This is a genomic window from Paracoccus aminovorans, from assembly GCF_001546115.1.
GTDB lineage: Bacteria > Pseudomonadota > Alphaproteobacteria > Rhodobacterales > Rhodobacteraceae > Paracoccus > Paracoccus aminovorans_B.
In genome coordinates, this window is the sequence record NZ_KQ955209.1 from 647,027 (window position 1) to 662,220 (window position 15,194).

The 15,194-nt window shown below is 69.7% G+C and carries 15 protein-coding genes; 13 read left to right on the forward strand and 2 right to left on the reverse strand.

Going from position 1 to position 15,194, the window contains the following annotated elements:
* The first annotated feature begins 69 nt into the window (after positions 1 to 69).
* The 7 genes from ASV56_RS24170 (at position 70) to ASV56_RS15000 (ending at position 6,078) form a co-directional block, all read left to right on the forward strand.
* The gene (locus tag ASV56_RS24170) at positions 70 to 459 is read left to right on the forward strand and encodes an NAD-dependent epimerase/dehydratase family protein (protein WP_216635397.1); all 390 of its coding nucleotides are present in this window, start codon (positions 70 to 72) and stop codon (positions 457 to 459) included.
* Positions 459 to 1,346, forward strand: coding sequence for an SDR family oxidoreductase (locus tag ASV56_RS14975; RefSeq protein WP_216635398.1), 888 nt, complete (start codon positions 459 to 461; stop codon positions 1,344 to 1,346). Before ASV56_RS24170 ends, ASV56_RS14975 begins: the two co-directional genes overlap by 1 nt.
* Positions 1,346 to 1,819, forward strand: a complete 474-nt coding sequence (locus ASV56_RS14980; protein WP_062562818.1) for a DUF2269 family protein — start codon at positions 1,346 to 1,348, stop codon at positions 1,817 to 1,819. Before ASV56_RS14975 ends, ASV56_RS14980 begins: the two co-directional genes overlap by 1 nt.
* Positions 1,820 to 1,922: 103 nt before the next feature.
* Positions 1,923 to 3,317 (forward strand): hypothetical protein, encoded by a 1,395-nt coding sequence (locus tag ASV56_RS14985; RefSeq protein ID WP_062562819.1) that lies wholly within the window; start codon positions 1,923 to 1,925, stop codon positions 3,315 to 3,317.
* Positions 3,318 to 3,328: 11 nt separating this feature from the next.
* Complete coding sequence (locus ASV56_RS14990; protein WP_062562820.1) at positions 3,329 to 3,916, forward strand: DUF4142 domain-containing protein; 588 nt, start codon at positions 3,329 to 3,331, stop codon at positions 3,914 to 3,916.
* A 43-nt stretch (positions 3,917 to 3,959) separates the two neighbouring features.
* Complete coding sequence (locus ASV56_RS14995) at positions 3,960 to 4,751, forward strand: SDR family NAD(P)-dependent oxidoreductase (protein ID WP_062562821.1); 792 nt, start codon at positions 3,960 to 3,962, stop codon at positions 4,749 to 4,751.
* Between the two features lie 328 nt (positions 4,752 to 5,079).
* Positions 5,080 to 6,078 carry a GlxA family transcriptional regulator gene (locus ASV56_RS15000; protein WP_062562822.1) on the forward strand — a complete coding sequence of 333 codons (999 nt, stop codon included), beginning with the start codon at positions 5,080 to 5,082 and terminating at the stop codon, positions 6,076 to 6,078.
* A gap of 19 nt (positions 6,079 to 6,097) precedes the next feature.
* On the opposite strand, the gene ASV56_RS15005 is transcribed toward ASV56_RS15000, so the two are convergent.
* Entirely contained in the window at positions 6,098 to 6,790 is a 693-nt protein-coding gene (locus ASV56_RS15005; RefSeq protein WP_062562823.1) for a hypothetical protein, read from the reverse strand.
* 79 nt (positions 6,791 to 6,869) lie between these two features.
* Positions 6,870 to 8,438: a trimethylamine methyltransferase family protein gene (locus ASV56_RS15010; protein WP_062562824.1), complete on the reverse strand. Its 1,569-nt coding sequence runs from the start codon at positions 8,436 to 8,438 to the stop codon at positions 6,870 to 6,872.
* Positions 8,439 to 8,649: 211 nt separating this feature from the next.
* On the opposite strand from ASV56_RS15010, the gene ASV56_RS15015 reads away from it, so the two are divergent.
* The 6 genes from ASV56_RS15015 (at position 8,650) to ASV56_RS15040 (ending at position 14,998) form a co-directional block, all read left to right on the forward strand.
* Positions 8,650 to 9,345 carry a corrinoid protein gene (locus ASV56_RS15015; RefSeq protein ID WP_062562825.1) on the forward strand — a complete coding sequence of 232 codons (696 nt, stop codon included), beginning with the start codon at positions 8,650 to 8,652 and terminating at the stop codon, positions 9,343 to 9,345.
* A gap of 27 nt (positions 9,346 to 9,372) precedes the next feature.
* Entirely contained in the window at positions 9,373 to 10,077 is a 705-nt protein-coding gene (locus ASV56_RS15020; RefSeq protein ID WP_082724854.1) for a DUF1638 domain-containing protein, read from the forward strand.
* Positions 10,078 to 10,260: 183 nt separating this feature from the next.
* Positions 10,261 to 10,845 (forward strand): methylenetetrahydrofolate reductase C-terminal domain-containing protein, encoded by a 585-nt coding sequence (locus ASV56_RS15025; protein ID WP_253880064.1) that lies wholly within the window; start codon positions 10,261 to 10,263, stop codon positions 10,843 to 10,845.
* Positions 10,842 to 11,954 carry a methylenetetrahydrofolate reductase gene (locus ASV56_RS15030; protein WP_062562826.1) on the forward strand — a complete coding sequence of 371 codons (1,113 nt, stop codon included), beginning with the start codon at positions 10,842 to 10,844 and terminating at the stop codon, positions 11,952 to 11,954. Before ASV56_RS15025 ends, ASV56_RS15030 begins: the two co-directional genes overlap by 4 nt.
* Before the next feature lie 31 nt (positions 11,955 to 11,985).
* Positions 11,986 to 12,936, forward strand: a complete 951-nt coding sequence (locus ASV56_RS15035) for a methyltetrahydrofolate cobalamin methyltransferase (RefSeq protein ID WP_062562827.1) — start codon at positions 11,986 to 11,988, stop codon at positions 12,934 to 12,936.
* Between the two features lie 4 nt (positions 12,937 to 12,940).
* Positions 12,941 to 14,998 carry an ASKHA domain-containing protein gene (locus tag ASV56_RS15040; protein WP_062563336.1) on the forward strand — a complete coding sequence of 686 codons (2,058 nt, stop codon included), beginning with the start codon at positions 12,941 to 12,943 and terminating at the stop codon, positions 14,996 to 14,998.
* Positions 14,999 to 15,194 lie beyond the last annotated feature (196 nt).

Sequence of the window (15,194 nt, forward strand, 5' to 3'; positions counted from 1 at the left end):
CAACGCCCCAGGACAAGGCAAGTCCGTTCCTCCGCTGCATCCATGCGCCGGTGCGCCATGAAGGTGCTGGTGACAGGTGCGACCGGGCTGATCGGGCAAAGCGTCTGCGCCCGGCTTGCGGCGGATGGCCATGTCGTGGTGGGCGCAAGCCGCGGCCGGCACCCGTCCAGCTTTGGCGCCGTGTCGCAATGGGTGCGGGTGGATTTCGGGCAGGCCGACGCCCCCGAGGCCTGGCTGCCGCATCTGCATGGCGTCGACGCGGTGGTGAACTGCGTCGGCGTGCTTCAGGACAACGCGCGCGAGGATACCGCCGCCGCCCATGCCAGCGGGGCGGCGGCGCTGTTTCGCGCCTGCGCGGCAGCCGGCGTGCGGCGGGTAGTGCATTTCTCGGCCATCGGCGTGGATCGGCACCAGGCCTCGGCCTTTCCGCCAGCAAGCTCGAGGGCGACAGGGCGCTGATGGCGCTGGATCTCGATTGGGTCATCCTGCGGCCCTCGGTCGTGCTGGGCGGCCCGGTCTTTGGTGCCAGCGCCCTGATCCGCGGCCTGGCGGCGCTTCCGGTCCTGCCGGTGATGCCCGATACCGGCCCCTTGCAGGTGGTGGCGCTGGAGGATGTCGCCGAGACCGTGGCCCTTCTCGTCCGGCCCGACAGCCCGGCGCGGGTGGCGCTGGAACTGGCCGGGCCCGAGCGGCTGTCCTTTGCCGAGGTGGTCGCGCTGCATCGTGCCTGGCTGGGCTGGCGCCCGGCCAGGCCCCTGGCGCTGCCGGGCTGGGTGGCGGGACTGCTCTATCGGCTGGGCGATCTGGCCGGCCTGCTGGGCTGGCGCCCGCCGCTGCGCAGCACCGCCCGCCGCGAGATCCGGCATGGCGCCGTGGGCGACCCGGAGCCCTGGACGCGGATCACCGGCATCCGGCCGCGCAGCCTGGCCGAGTCCCTGCGCCTGCGCCCGGCGACGGTCCAGGACCGCTGGTTCGCCGGGCTCTATTGCATCAAGCCGGTGCTGTTCGTGGTGCTGGTGCTGTTCTGGACGCTGACGGCGGTGATCTCGCTGACCACCGGTTTCGGCAACGGGCTGGAGCTGATGCATCGCGCCCAGACCGGAGCCTTGGCCGGGCCGGGCGTGGTGGCGGGGGCGCTGGCCGACGGCGCCATCGGGCTGGCGATCGCCTGGCGGCCCACGGCGCGGCGCGGGCTCTGGGCGGCGATCGCGCTGTCCTGCTTCTATATCGTCACCGGAAGCCTGCTGCTGCCCGAATTGTGGAATGAGCCCTTGGGCCCCTTGCTGAAGATCTGGCCGATCCTTGTCGCGCATTTCGTCGCGCTGGCGATCCTGGACGAACGCTGATGCTGTATTTCATCCTGAAATACCTGCATATCGTCGGCGCCTCGGTTCTGCTGGGAACCGGGGCGGGCATCGCCTTCTTCATGCTGCTGGCGCATCTTTCCGGCGACCGGGCGCTGATCGCGGGGGTGGCGCGCATCGTCGTCATCGCGGATTTCCTGTTCACCGCCACCGCTGTCGTGGCGCAGCCCGTGACGGGCTTCGCGCTGGTCTGGTACCTGGGTTATGGGCTGGGCGAGCACTGGATCGTGCTCTCGCTCATTCTCTATCTCGTGACCGGGGCCTTCTGGCTGCCGGTGGTCTGGATCCAGATGCAGATGCGCGACCTCGCGGTGGCCGCCCTGCAAGAGGGGGGCGCCCTGCCGCCGCGCTATTTCCGGCTGTTCCGCACCTGGTTCGTCTTCGGCTTTCCGGCCTTCGCCGCCGTCCTGAGCATCCTGTGGCTGATGATCGCGCGGCCGCAGCAGATCTGGTAGGCGGGCCCGCGCGGCGGGATCCCGAGACGTGCGATGGCCGGGAACAATTCGGCCGGGTCGTGGTTAGGGCGCCCGTCTGACTGCACACCGGGGAGGGGAAGTCATGTCGGCCCGTCACGCATTCGTCCTGCTTTGCGCCGCCAGCCTGGCCGGCATCGGTGCGGCCAGGGCCGATCCGCTGCCGCCCGATACCACCTACCGGCCCCTGCCCACGATGCCGCTGTCCAGGGCCAGGGCCTTGGACGAGGCGCAGAAGCCCCAGGTGATGGAACGCCAGCGCGCGCTGCTGGAGCGGCGCTACGACCTCTCGGATCAGCCCCGACAGGGCATGATGATGTCGGGCGGCACCAAGCCGGTCCAGGACGGCGTGCGGGTGAAGCTTCCCGAGGGCAGCAGCTGGGACGCGCTGGCCGGCATGGCGCCCGCCGAGATCCGCGAACAGGGCCTGCTGCCGCAGGGCTTCCTGCCGCTTCCGCATGTCAAGCAGGCGACCGGCGGCCAGGTCTTTCCCGAGTTGCAGATCGACGCGATCGCGCAACAGGAGCAGCGCGATCTGCGCCGTTTCGACGTCGAAGCCGACCTGCCCGTCCACCTGACGCCGGAATTCCCCCCGCCGATCTTCCTGACCACGCAGCCGCAGCTGGGCGATGTCTCGCGTGGCGAGTTGCTGACCATCCGCAATTATTACGAGATCATGAACGGCCTGATCACCCCGGTGCAGATGGAGGGGTTGCGGCTGCTGCTGACGCCTTTCCCGCAGGAGGAATTCAACCAGACCGAGGATCGCAAGGTCGCCCAGCCCAGCCTGGGCGTGGCCTGCCTGGACTGCCATTCGAATTTCCACAGCAATGCGGCGTTTCACCTGACGCCGGACGTGCGCCCGCAGGCCAACCGCTTCCGCCTGGACACCACCAGCCTGCGGGGCATGTTCAACCAGCAGATCCACGGCTCGAAACGCTCGCTGCGCTCGATCGAGGATTTCACCGAATTCGAGCAGCGCACCGCCTATTTCAACGGCGACCATGTCAGCGCCACCCGCAAGGGCGTGAACCTGCCCGACCGGCCGAACCAGGTGGCGATGATGGCGCAGATGCAGAACATCATCGACTTTCCGCCGGCGCCGAAGCTCGACCCGTTCGGCCGGCTCGACCCGGCGCTGGCCAGCGAAAGCGAGCTGGCGGGCGAACAGGTCTTCCTGGGCAAGGGCCGCTGCGCCGAATGCCATCGCCCCGAGACCGCCTTCATGGACAACCAGATGCACGACCTGAAGCTGGAGCGCTTCTACAAGCCGGGCCAGGTCGCCAACGACATGGTGACGCTGCCGGACGGGCCGATCAAGACCTTCACCCTGCGCGGCATCAAGGATTCGCCGCCCTATCTGCATGACGGCCGGCTGCTGACCCTGGCCGACACGGTCGAGTATTTCAACCTCGTCCTCAGCACCCGGCTGACCCAAGACGAAAAGGACGACCTGCTTGCCTATCTGCTGACCCTGTAACGGAGGACTCCATGACACGCATTGCCGCTTTTCTGCTGGGCGCCGCACTGACTGCCGCTCCGGCGCTGGCCCAGATCGGCAATCCCGCCGGCATGGCCCCCGACACGCGGCTGGACGAGCCGGGCAAGCCCGCGCCGCACCAGACGAATACCCAGGACCGGCTGTTCGCGCAGCTTGCCGCCGCGGGCGGCCTGGCCGAGGTGCAGCTGGGCGAGATGGCGCGCGACAAGGCCGAGGCCGAGAGCGTGCGGGATTTCGCCGCGATGATGGTCGAGGATCACGGCGCGGCGAATGCCCGGCTGGCCGAACTGGCCGAGGCCGTGCGCATTCCCCTGCCGCAGGAGCCCGCCCCCGATCAGCAGGCGCTGCGCGAACGGCTGGAGGCAGCGGAGAGGACGGCCTTCGACCTGGCCTATGTCCGCGCGCAGGTCGTCGAGCATCAGAAGACGGCGCAGCTTCTGGCCTGGGAGGTCGGGCAGGGCCAGGACGGCGAGATCCAGCGCTTCGCGGCCGAGCAGCTGCCGGTGGTGCTGGGCCATCTGGAACAGGCGCAGCGCCTGAACGCGGAACTGAGCGGGGCCGGCGGCCCGGCACGCTGAGCAGGCCGCGCGCGACCCGCGCGGCACGAAGGAGGATGGTTTCATGACACAACTTGCCTTGGTGACCGGCGCATCCAGCGGGATCGGCCTGGAGCTGGCGCGCTGCTGCGCCCGCCACGGGCTGGACCTGATCCTGGCTGCCGACGAGCCCGAGATCGAGGATGCCGCCGCGGAAATCCGCGCCATGGGGCGCGAGGCGAAGGCCCTGCAGGGCGATCTTTCGGACCCGGCGGCGGTCGATCGGCTGGTCGGGCTGGCGGGCGCGCGGCCCGTCGATATCCTGCTTGCCAATGCCGGCCGCGGGCTGGGCCATGCCTTCGTCGACCAGGACTGGCAGCAGGCGCGCCATGTGATCGACACCAATATCGTCGGCACGCTTTACCTGGTGCAGCGTATCGCGCGCGACATGATCCGGCGCGGCAGCGGCCGCATCCTGCTGACCGGCTCGATCGCCGGTTTCATGCCGGGCACCTTCCAGGCGGTCTACAATGCCAGCAAGGCGTTCATCGATTCCTTTGCCATCGCGCTTCGCCACGAGTTGCAGGACAGCGGCGTCAGCGTGACGCTGCTGATGCCCGGCGCGACCGAGACGCGCTTCTTCCAGCGTGCCGGGCTGCTCGATACCCGGATCGGCCAGGCCCGGAAAGCCGATGCCGCGGAGGTGGCCGAGGCCGGCTTCAAGGCGATGATGGCCGGCGAGGAACAGATCGTCACCGGCTGGAAGAACAGGATGCAGGTCGCGGCGGCGCATGTGACGCCCGCCGGAATGCTTGCCGAGCAGCATCGCCGCATGGCCGAGCCGAACTCGGGGCAGGAGAGCGAGGAGGAGGGCTGAGCGCCCAGCTCCCGCAAGACGGGTTCCGGATTCTCGAGGCTTGCGACCGGGCAGCCCGCCTTCATCCGCACCAGCACGCCCATCGCTTCCATCGGTTTCAGGCTTGCTGGGGAGAACTAGCGGCAATCGCGCCCCCTGCGAAGATGTCCGCGAACTTGGGGTGCAACGAAGGGCTTTGCGGCCGCCATTGGCGTCCGGGCCGACGCCCCCGGCGGCATCATGCCGCAGCGGTGCGGCCCGGCGCGCTATTGACCGGACCGGCCTTTCCGCCAAGCTGGAGAGGCCGCGGCATCCGATGCAGGCGGTCTGTTCGGGGGGAACACCACAGTTGTCACAAGTCGGCGCTGTCAAGCGTTCGATCGTTTTCTTCATGGTGCCGGAATTCACCATGATGGCCTTTGCCAGCGCGCTTGAACCGTTGCGCGCAGCCAACCGCATGCTGGGCCATGATGCCTATCGCTGGCGGCTGGCCAGCCTCGACGGTCGGCCGGTGCAGGCCTCGAACGGGGTCGAATGCCATGTGGATACCTCGATCGAGGATGAACGGCGCAAGCTCGCCGGGCCGGACCGCCCGTCCATGGTGATCGTCTGTTCCGGCCTGGGGATCGAGACCTATCAGCCGAAGCCGGTCCTGACCCTGCTGCGCGAGGTGAACAGCCGCAAGATCGCCATCGGCGGGCTGTGCACCGGGGCCTACGTCCTGGCCCGCGCCGGGCTGCTCGCCGGCCGGCGCTGCGCGCTGCACTGGGAGAACCTGGCGGGCTTTTCCGAGACCTTCCCCTCGGCCGATGCCTATGCCGACCTGTTCGAGGTGGACGGCACCATCTACACCTGCGCCGGCGGCACGGCGGCGCTCGACATGATGCTGCACCTGATCGGCGAGGATTTCGACGAGGCGCTGCTGGGCCGGGTCTGCGAGCAGCTGCTGACCGACCGCATCCGCAGCCCGGGCGACCGCCAGCGCCTGCCGCTGCGGGCGCGGCTGGGCGTGCAGAACCCCAAGGTGCTGAGCGTCATCGAGTTGATGGAGGCGAACCTGGCCGAGCCGCTGTCCCTGGCCGGGCTGGCCGCCCATGTCGGCCTGTCGCGCCGCCAGATCGAGCGGCTGTTCGACCGCGAGATGGGCCGTTCTCCGGCGCGCTATTACCTCGAGATCCGGCTGGACCGCGCCCGGCACCTGCTGATGCAATCCTCGCTGCCGGTGATCGAGGTGGCGGTGGCCTGCGGCTTCGTCTCGGCCTCGCATTTCGCGAAATGCTACCGCGAACTCTATGCGCTTTCCCCGCATGAGGAGCGGGGCGAGCGCAAGGTGCTGGTCCTGCCCTGACCCGGCCCGGGCAGGGCCGTCATGCGCCGGTGAAGGCGCGCTGGTGAAAGGCCAGGACCTCGGCCGGATAGCGCCATGCGCGGCCGTGCGGGCAGGCATCGCGCGCGGGGCATTGCCGGGCGCAGGCGCCGCCGCGCGGGCTGCGGGCATGGGCGATGCAGGCCGCGGCGGCAAAGCCCGTGGCGGTATGGGCCGCAACCGGGCAGGCGTGCAGGCAGGGCTTTGCGGCGCAGGAATCGCAGGGATGGCCGCCGGACCCGTCCGGTCCGGGCAGCACCGCGCCGGGCAGCGGGGCGTCGAACAGCAACGCGCCGCGATAGGCGTGCCACAGCCCGTAGCGCGGATGCATCAGCAGTCCCAGCGGCGAGGGTTTCAGCCCGCCGGCCCGCATCGCCCATTGCTGGACCGGGGCAAAGGGCCGGTCGCTGGGCATCAGCACCCGCGCGCCGACCTGCGCCGCCGCCCGCGCGATCACCGCGCGCGACCATTGGTCGAGCGGATCGGCCGGCGGGGTCGCCTGCCGGTCCAGCCATCGCGTGAACACCGGCCAGTAGCCCGCGCCGACATTGCCGACCAGCAGCACCGCCGCTGCCGGGGCGCCGCCGGGGCCGGGGGGCCGCGGCTCCCCCGGTTCGAAATTCAGCCCGCCGCGCAGCACCAGGCCGCTGCGGGCCAGCGCGGCGGCCGCGCGCTCGGGCAGGTCAGCCGCCATCGCGCGGGCGGACCTGGTTGCGCCAGACCTCATCATGGATCAGCTCCGCCACCTTTGCCCGTGCCGAGACCGGCGGCTTTCATGTGAAGGCATCCGGCATCGAGGCTTTCTTGCGCGCCACGAAATCGTCCAGGCTGTCGCGGATGCCGGGGTCCAGCGAGGGCGCCTCATAGTTGTCCAGCCAGCGCCGCGCGATCTCGCCCGCGCGCTGCGGGGCGGTCTTCTCGCCCTCGGCCTGCCATTGCTCGAACGAGTTGTTGTCGGCCACGATCGAGCGATAGAAGGCGGTCTGGAAATTCGCCTGGGTATGGGCGCAGCCCAGGTAGTGGCTGCCGGGACCGACCTCGCGGATCGCATCCAGCGCCTGGCCGTTTTCCGACAGGTCGACGCCTTGGGCCAGCTTCTGCGCCACGCCCAGCTGGTCCGCGTCCATGATGAACTTCTCGTAGCAGGCGGAAAGCCCCCCTTCGAGCCAGCCGGCCGCATGCAGCACGAAATTCGCACCGCAGAGCAGGGTCGAATTCAGCGTATTGGCGCTTTCATAGGCCGCCTGCGCATCCGGGATCTTCGCGGCGCAGAGCGAGCCGCCGGTGCGGAACGGCAGGCCCAGCCGCCGCGCCAGCTGCGCCGCGCCATAGGAGACCAGCGAGGGTTCCGGCGTGCCGAAGGTCGGCGCCCCGGATTGCATCGAGATCGACGAGGCGAAGGTGCCGAACAGCACCGGCGCGCCGGGCCGCACCAGCTGGGTGAAGGCGGCGCCCGCCAGCACCTCGGCCAGCACCTGCGTCAGCGTGCCCGCCACCGTGACCGGGCTCATCGCGCCGGCCAGGATGAACGGGGTGACGATGCAGGCCTGGTTGGCGCGGGCATAGACCTTGGCCGCGCCCAGCATGGTGTCGTCGAAGACCATGGGCGAGTTCGCGTTGATCAGGCTGATGGTCACGGTGTTCTGGTCGACGAAATCCTCGCCGAACAGCAGCTTCGCCATGGCGACGGTGTCCTCGGCCCGCTCGGGCGCGGTGACCGAGCCCATGAAGGGCTTGTCCGACAGCGTCATGTGGGCCAGCAGCATGTCCAGGTGGCGCTTGTTCACCGGCACGTCCACCGGTTCGCAGACCGTGCCGCCGGAATGGTGGATCGAGGGCGCCAGATAGGCCAGTTTCACGAAATTCCGGAAATCCTCCAGCGTCGCATAGCGGCGGTTGCCGTCCAGGTCGCGCACGAAGGGCGGACCGTAAACCGGGGCGAAGACCGTGGCGCCGCCGCCGATCTGCACCGAGCGCGCGGGGTTCCTTGCGTGCTGGGTAAAGACCGAAGGCGCGGTCTTCAGCAGCGCCCGCGGCAGGCCCTTGGGGAAATGGACGCGCTGGCCGCGCACGTCGGCGCCCGCTTCCCTCCACATCGCCAGCGCCTCGGCGTCGTCGCGAAATTCGATGCCGATCTCCTCCAGCACCGTGTCGGCATTGGCCTCGATCAGGGCCAGGCCTTCCTCGCTCAGCACCTCGTAATAGGGCACCTGGCGCCTGATATAGGTCAGTTGCGCGCCCGGCCCGCCCCCGGCCCGTGCCGCGCGCCGGGCCGATGCCCCGCGCTCGCCCCGGCCGCGCCTGCTGCCGGTGTCCTCTGCCGTCGTCACGCTATCCGTCATGCGGTGATTCCCGTCTCCCTCACGGCCACAGCGCCGTGCTGACTGTGGATTGTAGCCAAGCGCGGCGCGCGGACCGGCTTGGCTGCGGCAGCGGCTGTCGCAATCCGGACAGTGGGGCGGCGGGGCGCTGCGCTATACAGGGCGCATCACCAGTCGGCGCGCTGGCCGGATGCGGAAACAGGCGCCCCTTGCAACCTTCCGGAGTCCAGCCATGTCCGACGACGACATCAGCCTTGCCGACCTGCCCGACGACGACCTGGTGCAGCAGATGCACGACGATCTCTATGACGGCCTGAAGGAAGAGATCGAGGAAAGCACCACCATCCTGCTGGAGCGCGGCTGGACGCCCTATGACGTGCTGACCAAGGCCCTGGTCGAGGGCATGCGCATCGTCGGCGAGGATTTCCGCGACGGCATCCTGTTCGTGCCCGAGGTGCTTCTGTCGGCCAATGCCATGAAGGCGGGCATGACCATCCTGCGCCCGCTCTTGGCCGCGACCGACGCGCCCAAGCAGGGCAAGCTGCTGATCGGCACCGTCAAGGGCGACATCCACGACATCGGCAAGAACCTGGTCGGCATGATGATGGAGGGCGCCGGTTTCGACGTCGTGGACATCGGCATCAACAACCCGGTGGAAAGCTATCTGGCCGCCATCGAGGAGCACCAGCCCGACATCCTGGGCATGTCGGCGCTGCTGACCACGACCATGCCCTACATGAAGGTGGTGATCGACGCCCTGGAGGAAAAGGGCATCCGCGACCGGCTGACCGTGCTGGTCGGCGGCGCGCCGCTGAACGAGGATTTCGGCAAGGCCGTGGGCGCGGACGCCTATTGCCGCGACGCCGCGGTCACCGTCGAGATGGCCAAGGATTTCATGACGCGCAAGCACAACAGCCGCGCGGCCTGAAGGCGGGACGCAGGGCAGGGCGGGGGCATGGAAAAGGCTCGGCGCGGCCGCGCGGCAAGGCTGAAGGCGCGTCGGATCGTGACGGCGCCCCTGCCGACCCCGGCCCGGGCGGAGGGACCGCCACCCGCGCCGGACAAGGTGCTGGTCATCGCCTGCGGCATGCTGGCGCGCGAGATCCTGGCAATCCGCCAGCAGCAGGGCCTGGCGCATCTGGTGCTGAAATGCCTGCCGGCCGAGCTGCATTTCCAGCCCCAGCGCGTCGCCGCCGCCGTGGATGCGGCGATCGACGCCGCGCGCGCCGAGGGCTATAGCCACATCTTCGTCGGCTATGCCGATTGCGGCAGCGGCGGCATGCTCGACAAGGTGCTGGCGCGGCAGGGCGTGGCGCGGCTGGAAGGGCCGCATTGCTTTGCCGTCTATCAGGGCGCCGCGGCCTTCGCCGCGGTGGCGGATGCCGATGTGACGGCCTTCTACATGACGGATTTCCTGTGCCGCCAGTTCGACGCCTTCTTCGTGCGGCCGCTGGGGCTCGACCGCCACCCCGAGCTGGCGCGGGACTTCTTCGGCAATTACCGCAAGGTCGTCTACCTGGCGCAGACCGAGGATCCGGCGCTGGAGCGGGTGGCGCGCGATGCCGCCGCCATGCTGGGCCTGGCCTATGAAAGACGCCTGACGCGCTATGGCGACCTGGCCCCGGCGCTGCAAGCTGCGGCATTGCGCCGCGGGGGGTAGGGCGTCGCTTTTGAAGCGGTCACCGTCGCGGGCCGGACAGTGGGCAGCTGCCGGTTCGGCGATGCTCGCCCCAAGGAAGGGGAGATTCATCCCCAAATGCCAAGGCCGCCCGGCAAGGCGGCCTCGGCGCCCAGGCTTTCGCGCGGAACCCGCAGGTGTTCCTTGACCCAGGCAGGAAAAAGCATGTCCGACCAGACCCATCGTGCAATGATCCCGGCGGCAGGCCAGGGCCGGGCGCCGCAAGCGAAGGCGCCGAGGCCCGGGGGTCCGGCGCAGGTCGCGCGGCCCGGGCGCGGCTATGCGGTCAGGCTGTGGTCGGTGCGCCATGCCCGCGCGCTGGAGTGGTTCTATCGCCGGTTCGCCCGAACCGTCCTGCTGCTGCATCCGCTGTGGTCGGCGCTGGGCTACGGCCGGGTCGAAAAGCCGATGCGCTTCGTCGAACGCCGGGTCAAGGGCTTCATGTTCGACTGCCGGATGTGCGGGCAATGCGTGCTGTCCTCAACCGGCATGTCCTGCCCGATGAACTGCCCCAAGCAGCTGCGCAACGGCCCCTGCGGCGGCGTGCGCGCCAACGGGCATTGCGAGGTCAGGCCAGACATGCCCTGCGTCTGGGTCAAGGCCTGGGAGGGTTCGCGCCGCATGGTGCAGGGCGACGCCATCCTGACGGTGCAGAAGCCGGTGGACCGGACGCTGGCCGGAACCTCGTCCTGGCTGCGCGTGACCGCCCAGGCCGCCGCCGAACGCGACCACCGGAAGGATGCCGCATGAGCCCGCACCATGACGAGAACCCCGCCGGCGCGCATCTGCCGCTGGAACCGCTTCCCGGCCATGCCTCGCGCGGGCGGCTGGAGCGGGTGCTGCGCCGCGGCGAATTCGCCGTCACCACCGAGCTGAACCCGCCCGACAGCGCCGACCCCGAGGATGTCTATGAACGCGCCGCCGTCTTCGACGGCTGGGTGGACGGGATCAATGCCGTGGATGCCTCGGGGGCGAATTGCCATATGTCCTCGGTCGGGATCTGCGCGCTGCTGACCCGCATGGGCTATGCGCCGATCTATCAGATTTCCTGCCGCGACCGGAACCGCATCGCCATCCAGGGCGACGTGCTGGGCGCGGCGGCCATGGGGGTGCAGAACGTGCTGTGCCTGACCGGCGACGGCGTGCAGGCCGGCGACCAGCCGGGCGCGAAGCCGGTCTTCGACCTCGACTGCATGTCGCTGATGGAAACGATCCGCACCATGCGCGACCAGGGCCGGTTCCTGTCGGGCCGCAAGCTGACCACGCCGCCCGCAATGTTCATGGGCGCGGCGATCAACCCCTTCGCGCCGCCCTACGACTTCCGGCCGCTGCGGCTGGCCAAGAAGATCGCCGCCGGAGCGCAATTCGTGCAAAGCCAGTATTGCTTCGACGTGCCGATGTTCCGCGACTACATGACCCGGGTCCGCGACTTGGGCCTGCACGAGCAGTGCTTCATCATGTGCGGGGTCGGGCCGCTGACCTCGGCCCGGACCGCGCGCTGGATGCGGGCCAACGTGCCGGGGGTGCATATTCCCGACGCGGTGATCGCCCGGCTGGAAGGCGCCGCCGACCAGAAGCGCGAGGGCAAGCGGCTCTGCATCGACATCATCGACGAGGTGAAGGAGATCGCGGGCGTCGCCGGCATCCATGTCATGGCCTATCGGCAAGAGGAATACGTGGCCGAGATCGTCCACGATTCGGGCGTGCTGAAGGGCCGGCGCCCGTGGCGCCCCGAGCCCAGGGCCGACGATGCGCTGGTCGCCGGCCGGCTGGACCACATCCTGCACGACAACCGCGTTGAAACGCCGCAGCAGATCCTGACGGAGGCGCAAGCGGCGCCGCATCCCGCCACAACCTGACGCAACCACCCATTCCGAAAAGGAAACACCCATGACCCGCACCATCGTCGCCTCGGAGACCCGGGAAATCGCCATCGGCTTCGACCAGCCCTTCTGCGTCATCGGCGAGCGCATCAACCCCACCGGCCGCAAGAAGCTGGCGGCCGAGATGGTCGAGGGCAATTTCGACACCGTGCGCCGGGATGCGCTGGAGCAGGTGGCCGCGGGCGCGACCATGCTGGACATCAACGCGGGCGTCACCGCCGTCGATCCCAACGCCACCGAGCCGGGGCTGATGGTGCAGACGCTGCAGATCGTGCAAGAGCTGGTGGACGTCCCGCTGGCCATCGATTCCTCGGTCACTGCCGCCATCGAGGCCGGGCTGAAGGTCGCGCGCGGCCGCCCGCTCATCAACTCGGTCACCGGCGAGGAGGACAAGCTGGAGGCGATCCTGCCTCTGGCGCGCAAGTACGACGTGCCGGTGGTCGCGATCTCGAACGACGAGACCGGGATTTCCATGGACCCCGACGTGCGTTTCGAGGTCGCGAGGAAGATCGTCCAGCGCGCCATGGACCACGGCATCCGCCCCGAGGACGTGGTGGTCGATCCGCTGGTGATGCCGATCGGCGCGCTGGGGGACGCCGGTTTGCAGGTCTTCGCCCTGCTGCGCCGGCTGCGCGAGGAGCTGAAGGTGAACACGACCTGCGGCCTCTCGAACATCTCCTTCGGCTTGCCGCATCGCCACGGCATCAACGCGGGCTTCATCCCGATGGTGATCGGCGCCGGCATGACCAGCGCCATCATGAACCCGTGCCGCCCGCAGGAGATGGAGGCGGTGCGCGCCGCCAATGTGCTGGCCGGCGTGGACAAGGACTGCGGCACCTGGATCCGCACCTACAAGGACTTCCGGTCCGGCGAACATGCCGCGCCCACCGCGGTTCCGGTGGAGGGCGGGGCACGGCGGCGCGGTGGCCGGGCGGCGCGGCTCGGCGCGCCCGCCTGACGCCATGGCCTCTGACCCGAAAGACCCGCTGGTCCTGTTCATGCCCTCGGGCAAGCGCGGGCGCTTTCCGGTCGGGACCAGCCTGCTCGACGCCGCGCGCCAGCTTGGCGTGCATGTCGAAAGCGTCTGCGGCGGCCGCGCCACCTGCGGCCGCTGCCAGGTCGCGGTGCAGGAGGGCAGCTTCGCCAAGTTCGGCATCACCTCGTCCAGCGACCACGTCTCGGCCCCGGGCGGCAAGGAGGACCGCTATGACCGTCTGCGCGGCCTGCCCGCGGGCCGGCGCCTGGCCTGTTCCGCCGCCATTCTCGGCGACCTGGTGGTGGACGTGCCGCAGGACACGACCGTCAATGCCCAGGTGGTCCGCAAAGCCGCCAGCGACCGCGTCATCGCGCGCGACCCGGCGGTGCGGCTGTGCTATGTCGAGGTGGACCCGCCCGACATGCACCAGCCGCTGGGCGACCTCGACCGGCTGAAGGCGGTGCTGGTGCGCGACTGGGGTATCCACGACCCGGCCGTGCCGCTGCGGCTGCTGCCGCAGGTGCAGACGATCCTGCGCCGGGAAAACTGGGGGGTCACCGTCGCCGTCCATCACGACGCGGACGGCACGCGCCCCGAAATCCTCGCGCTCTGGCCCGGCCTGCACAACCAGGCCTATGGCATCGCCTGCGACATCGGCTCGACCACCATCGCGCTGCATCTGATGTCGCTGCTCTCGGGCCGGGTGCTGGCCTCGGCCGGTGCCCCGAACCCGCAGATCCGCTTCGGCGAGGACCTGATGAGCCGGGTGTCCTATGTGATGATGAATCCCGAAGGGCGCGAGGCGATGACCCGAGCCGTGCGCGAGGCGGTGAACGGGCTGATCGCGAAGGTCTGTGCCGAGGGCGACGTGGCGGCCGACGACATCCTGGATGCGGTCTTCGTCGCCAATCCGATCATGCATCACCTGTTTCTGGGCATCGACCCGACCGAGCTGGGCCAGGCGCCCTTCGCCCTGGCCGTGTCGGGCGCGGTGCAGACCACCATGGCCGAGCTGGGGCTTTCCGGCAATGCCGGCGCGCGCGCCTATCTGCTGCCCTGCATCGCTGGCCATGTCGGCGCCGATGCCGCCGCGGCCACGCTGGCCGAAGACCCGCACCGCCAGGACCGCATGATGCTGCTGGTCGATATCGGCACCAATGCCGAGATCGTGCTGGGCAATGCCGCCCGCACCGTCGCGGCTTCCTCGCCCACCGGCCCGGCCTTCGAGGGCGCCGAGATCTCTTGCGGCCAGCGTGCCGCCCCCGGCGCCATCGAGCGGGTGCGCATCGACCCCGATACGCTGGAGCCGCGCTTTCGCATCATCGGCTCGGAATTATGGTCGGACGCGCCGGGCTTTGCCGCGGAGGCCAACCGGCTGGGCGTCACCGGCCTCTGCGGCTCGGCCATCATCGAGGTCGTGGCCGAGATGTATCTGTCGGGCATCGTGACCGGGGACGGCGTCATCAGCGGCGCGCAGGCGGCGCGCAGCCCGCGGATCATCCCGAACGGGCGCACGTTTTCCTATCTGCTGCACGACGGTCAGCCGCGCATCGCCGTGACGCAGAACGACCTGCGCGCGGTCCAACTGGCCAAGGCCGCGCTTTACGCCGGCATCAGGCTGCTGATGGAAAAGCAGGGCGTGGCGGCGGTGGACACGATCCGGCTGGCCGGCGCCTTCGGCTCGTTCATCGACCCGAAATATGCCATGGTGCTGGGCCTGATCCCCGATTGCGACCTGGCCGAGGTCCGGGCCGTGGGCAATGCCGCCGGAACCGGCGCGATGATGGCGTTGCTGAACCGCGGCCACCGGCGCGAGATCGAGCAGGTGGTGCAGCGCATCGAGAAGATCGAGACCGCGCTCGAGCCGCATTTCCAGCAGCTTTTCGTCGATGCCATGGGCCTGCCCCACAAGGTTGACGCCTTTCCGCACCTGGCGCGCGAGGTAGCCCTGCCACCGCGCGGCGATCCCGGCGGCGGCGCGCCCGGGGACAGCCCGCGCCGGCGGCGCGAGAACCGCGTGACCCGTCGCCGCGATCAAGCCTGAGGCGCGGCCTGTCTCTTGGGCTGGCCTCTTGCGCGGGTCCACGGGCTTCTTCCGGTACCGAAGGACCTGGGCGATGCCGCACCAACCCGATGCTGGCGCCGCTGGTGCTGGGCGGCTTCGACGTCGGTTCAGCTTCCGGGGGACGGACGCCGCGGTGGCGCTGCACGCGCTGGGCGCCCAATGGTCGGAGTTAGAA

What these genes read in the sequence shown, in the direction of transcription:
- ASV56_RS15005 (WP_062562823.1), bottom strand. Translation starts at nt 6,790, where the DNA reads ATGGCGGCTGACCTGCCCGAGCGCGCGGCCGCCGCGCTGGCCCGCAGC.
- ASV56_RS15015 (WP_062562825.1), top strand. Translation starts at nt 8,650, where the DNA reads ATGTCCGACGACGACATCAGCCTTGCCGACCTGCCCGACGACGACCTG.
- ASV56_RS15010 (WP_062562824.1), bottom strand. Translation starts at nt 8,438, where the DNA reads ATGACGGATAGCGTGACGACGGCAGAGGACACCGGCAGCAGGCGCGGC.
- ASV56_RS15040 (WP_062563336.1), top strand. Translation starts at nt 12,941, where the DNA reads ATGGCCTCTGACCCGAAAGACCCGCTGGTCCTGTTCATGCCCTCGGGC.
- ASV56_RS15020 (WP_082724854.1), top strand. Translation starts at nt 9,373, where the DNA reads ATGGAAAAGGCTCGGCGCGGCCGCGCGGCAAGGCTGAAGGCGCGTCGG.
- ASV56_RS15035 (WP_062562827.1), top strand. Translation starts at nt 11,986, where the DNA reads ATGACCCGCACCATCGTCGCCTCGGAGACCCGGGAAATCGCCATCGGC.
- ASV56_RS14985 (WP_062562819.1), top strand. Translation starts at nt 1,923, where the DNA reads ATGTCGGCCCGTCACGCATTCGTCCTGCTTTGCGCCGCCAGCCTGGCC.
- ASV56_RS15030 (WP_062562826.1), top strand. Translation starts at nt 10,842, where the DNA reads ATGAGCCCGCACCATGACGAGAACCCCGCCGGCGCGCATCTGCCGCTG.
- ASV56_RS14975 (WP_216635398.1), top strand. Translation starts at nt 459, where the DNA reads ATGGCGCTGGATCTCGATTGGGTCATCCTGCGGCCCTCGGTCGTGCTG.
- ASV56_RS14995 (WP_062562821.1), top strand. Translation starts at nt 3,960, where the DNA reads ATGACACAACTTGCCTTGGTGACCGGCGCATCCAGCGGGATCGGCCTG.
- ASV56_RS14980 (WP_062562818.1), top strand. Translation starts at nt 1,346, where the DNA reads ATGCTGTATTTCATCCTGAAATACCTGCATATCGTCGGCGCCTCGGTT.
- ASV56_RS14990 (WP_062562820.1), top strand. Translation starts at nt 3,329, where the DNA reads ATGACACGCATTGCCGCTTTTCTGCTGGGCGCCGCACTGACTGCCGCT.
- ASV56_RS15025 (WP_253880064.1), top strand. Translation starts at nt 10,261, where the DNA reads ATGTCCGACCAGACCCATCGTGCAATGATCCCGGCGGCAGGCCAGGGC.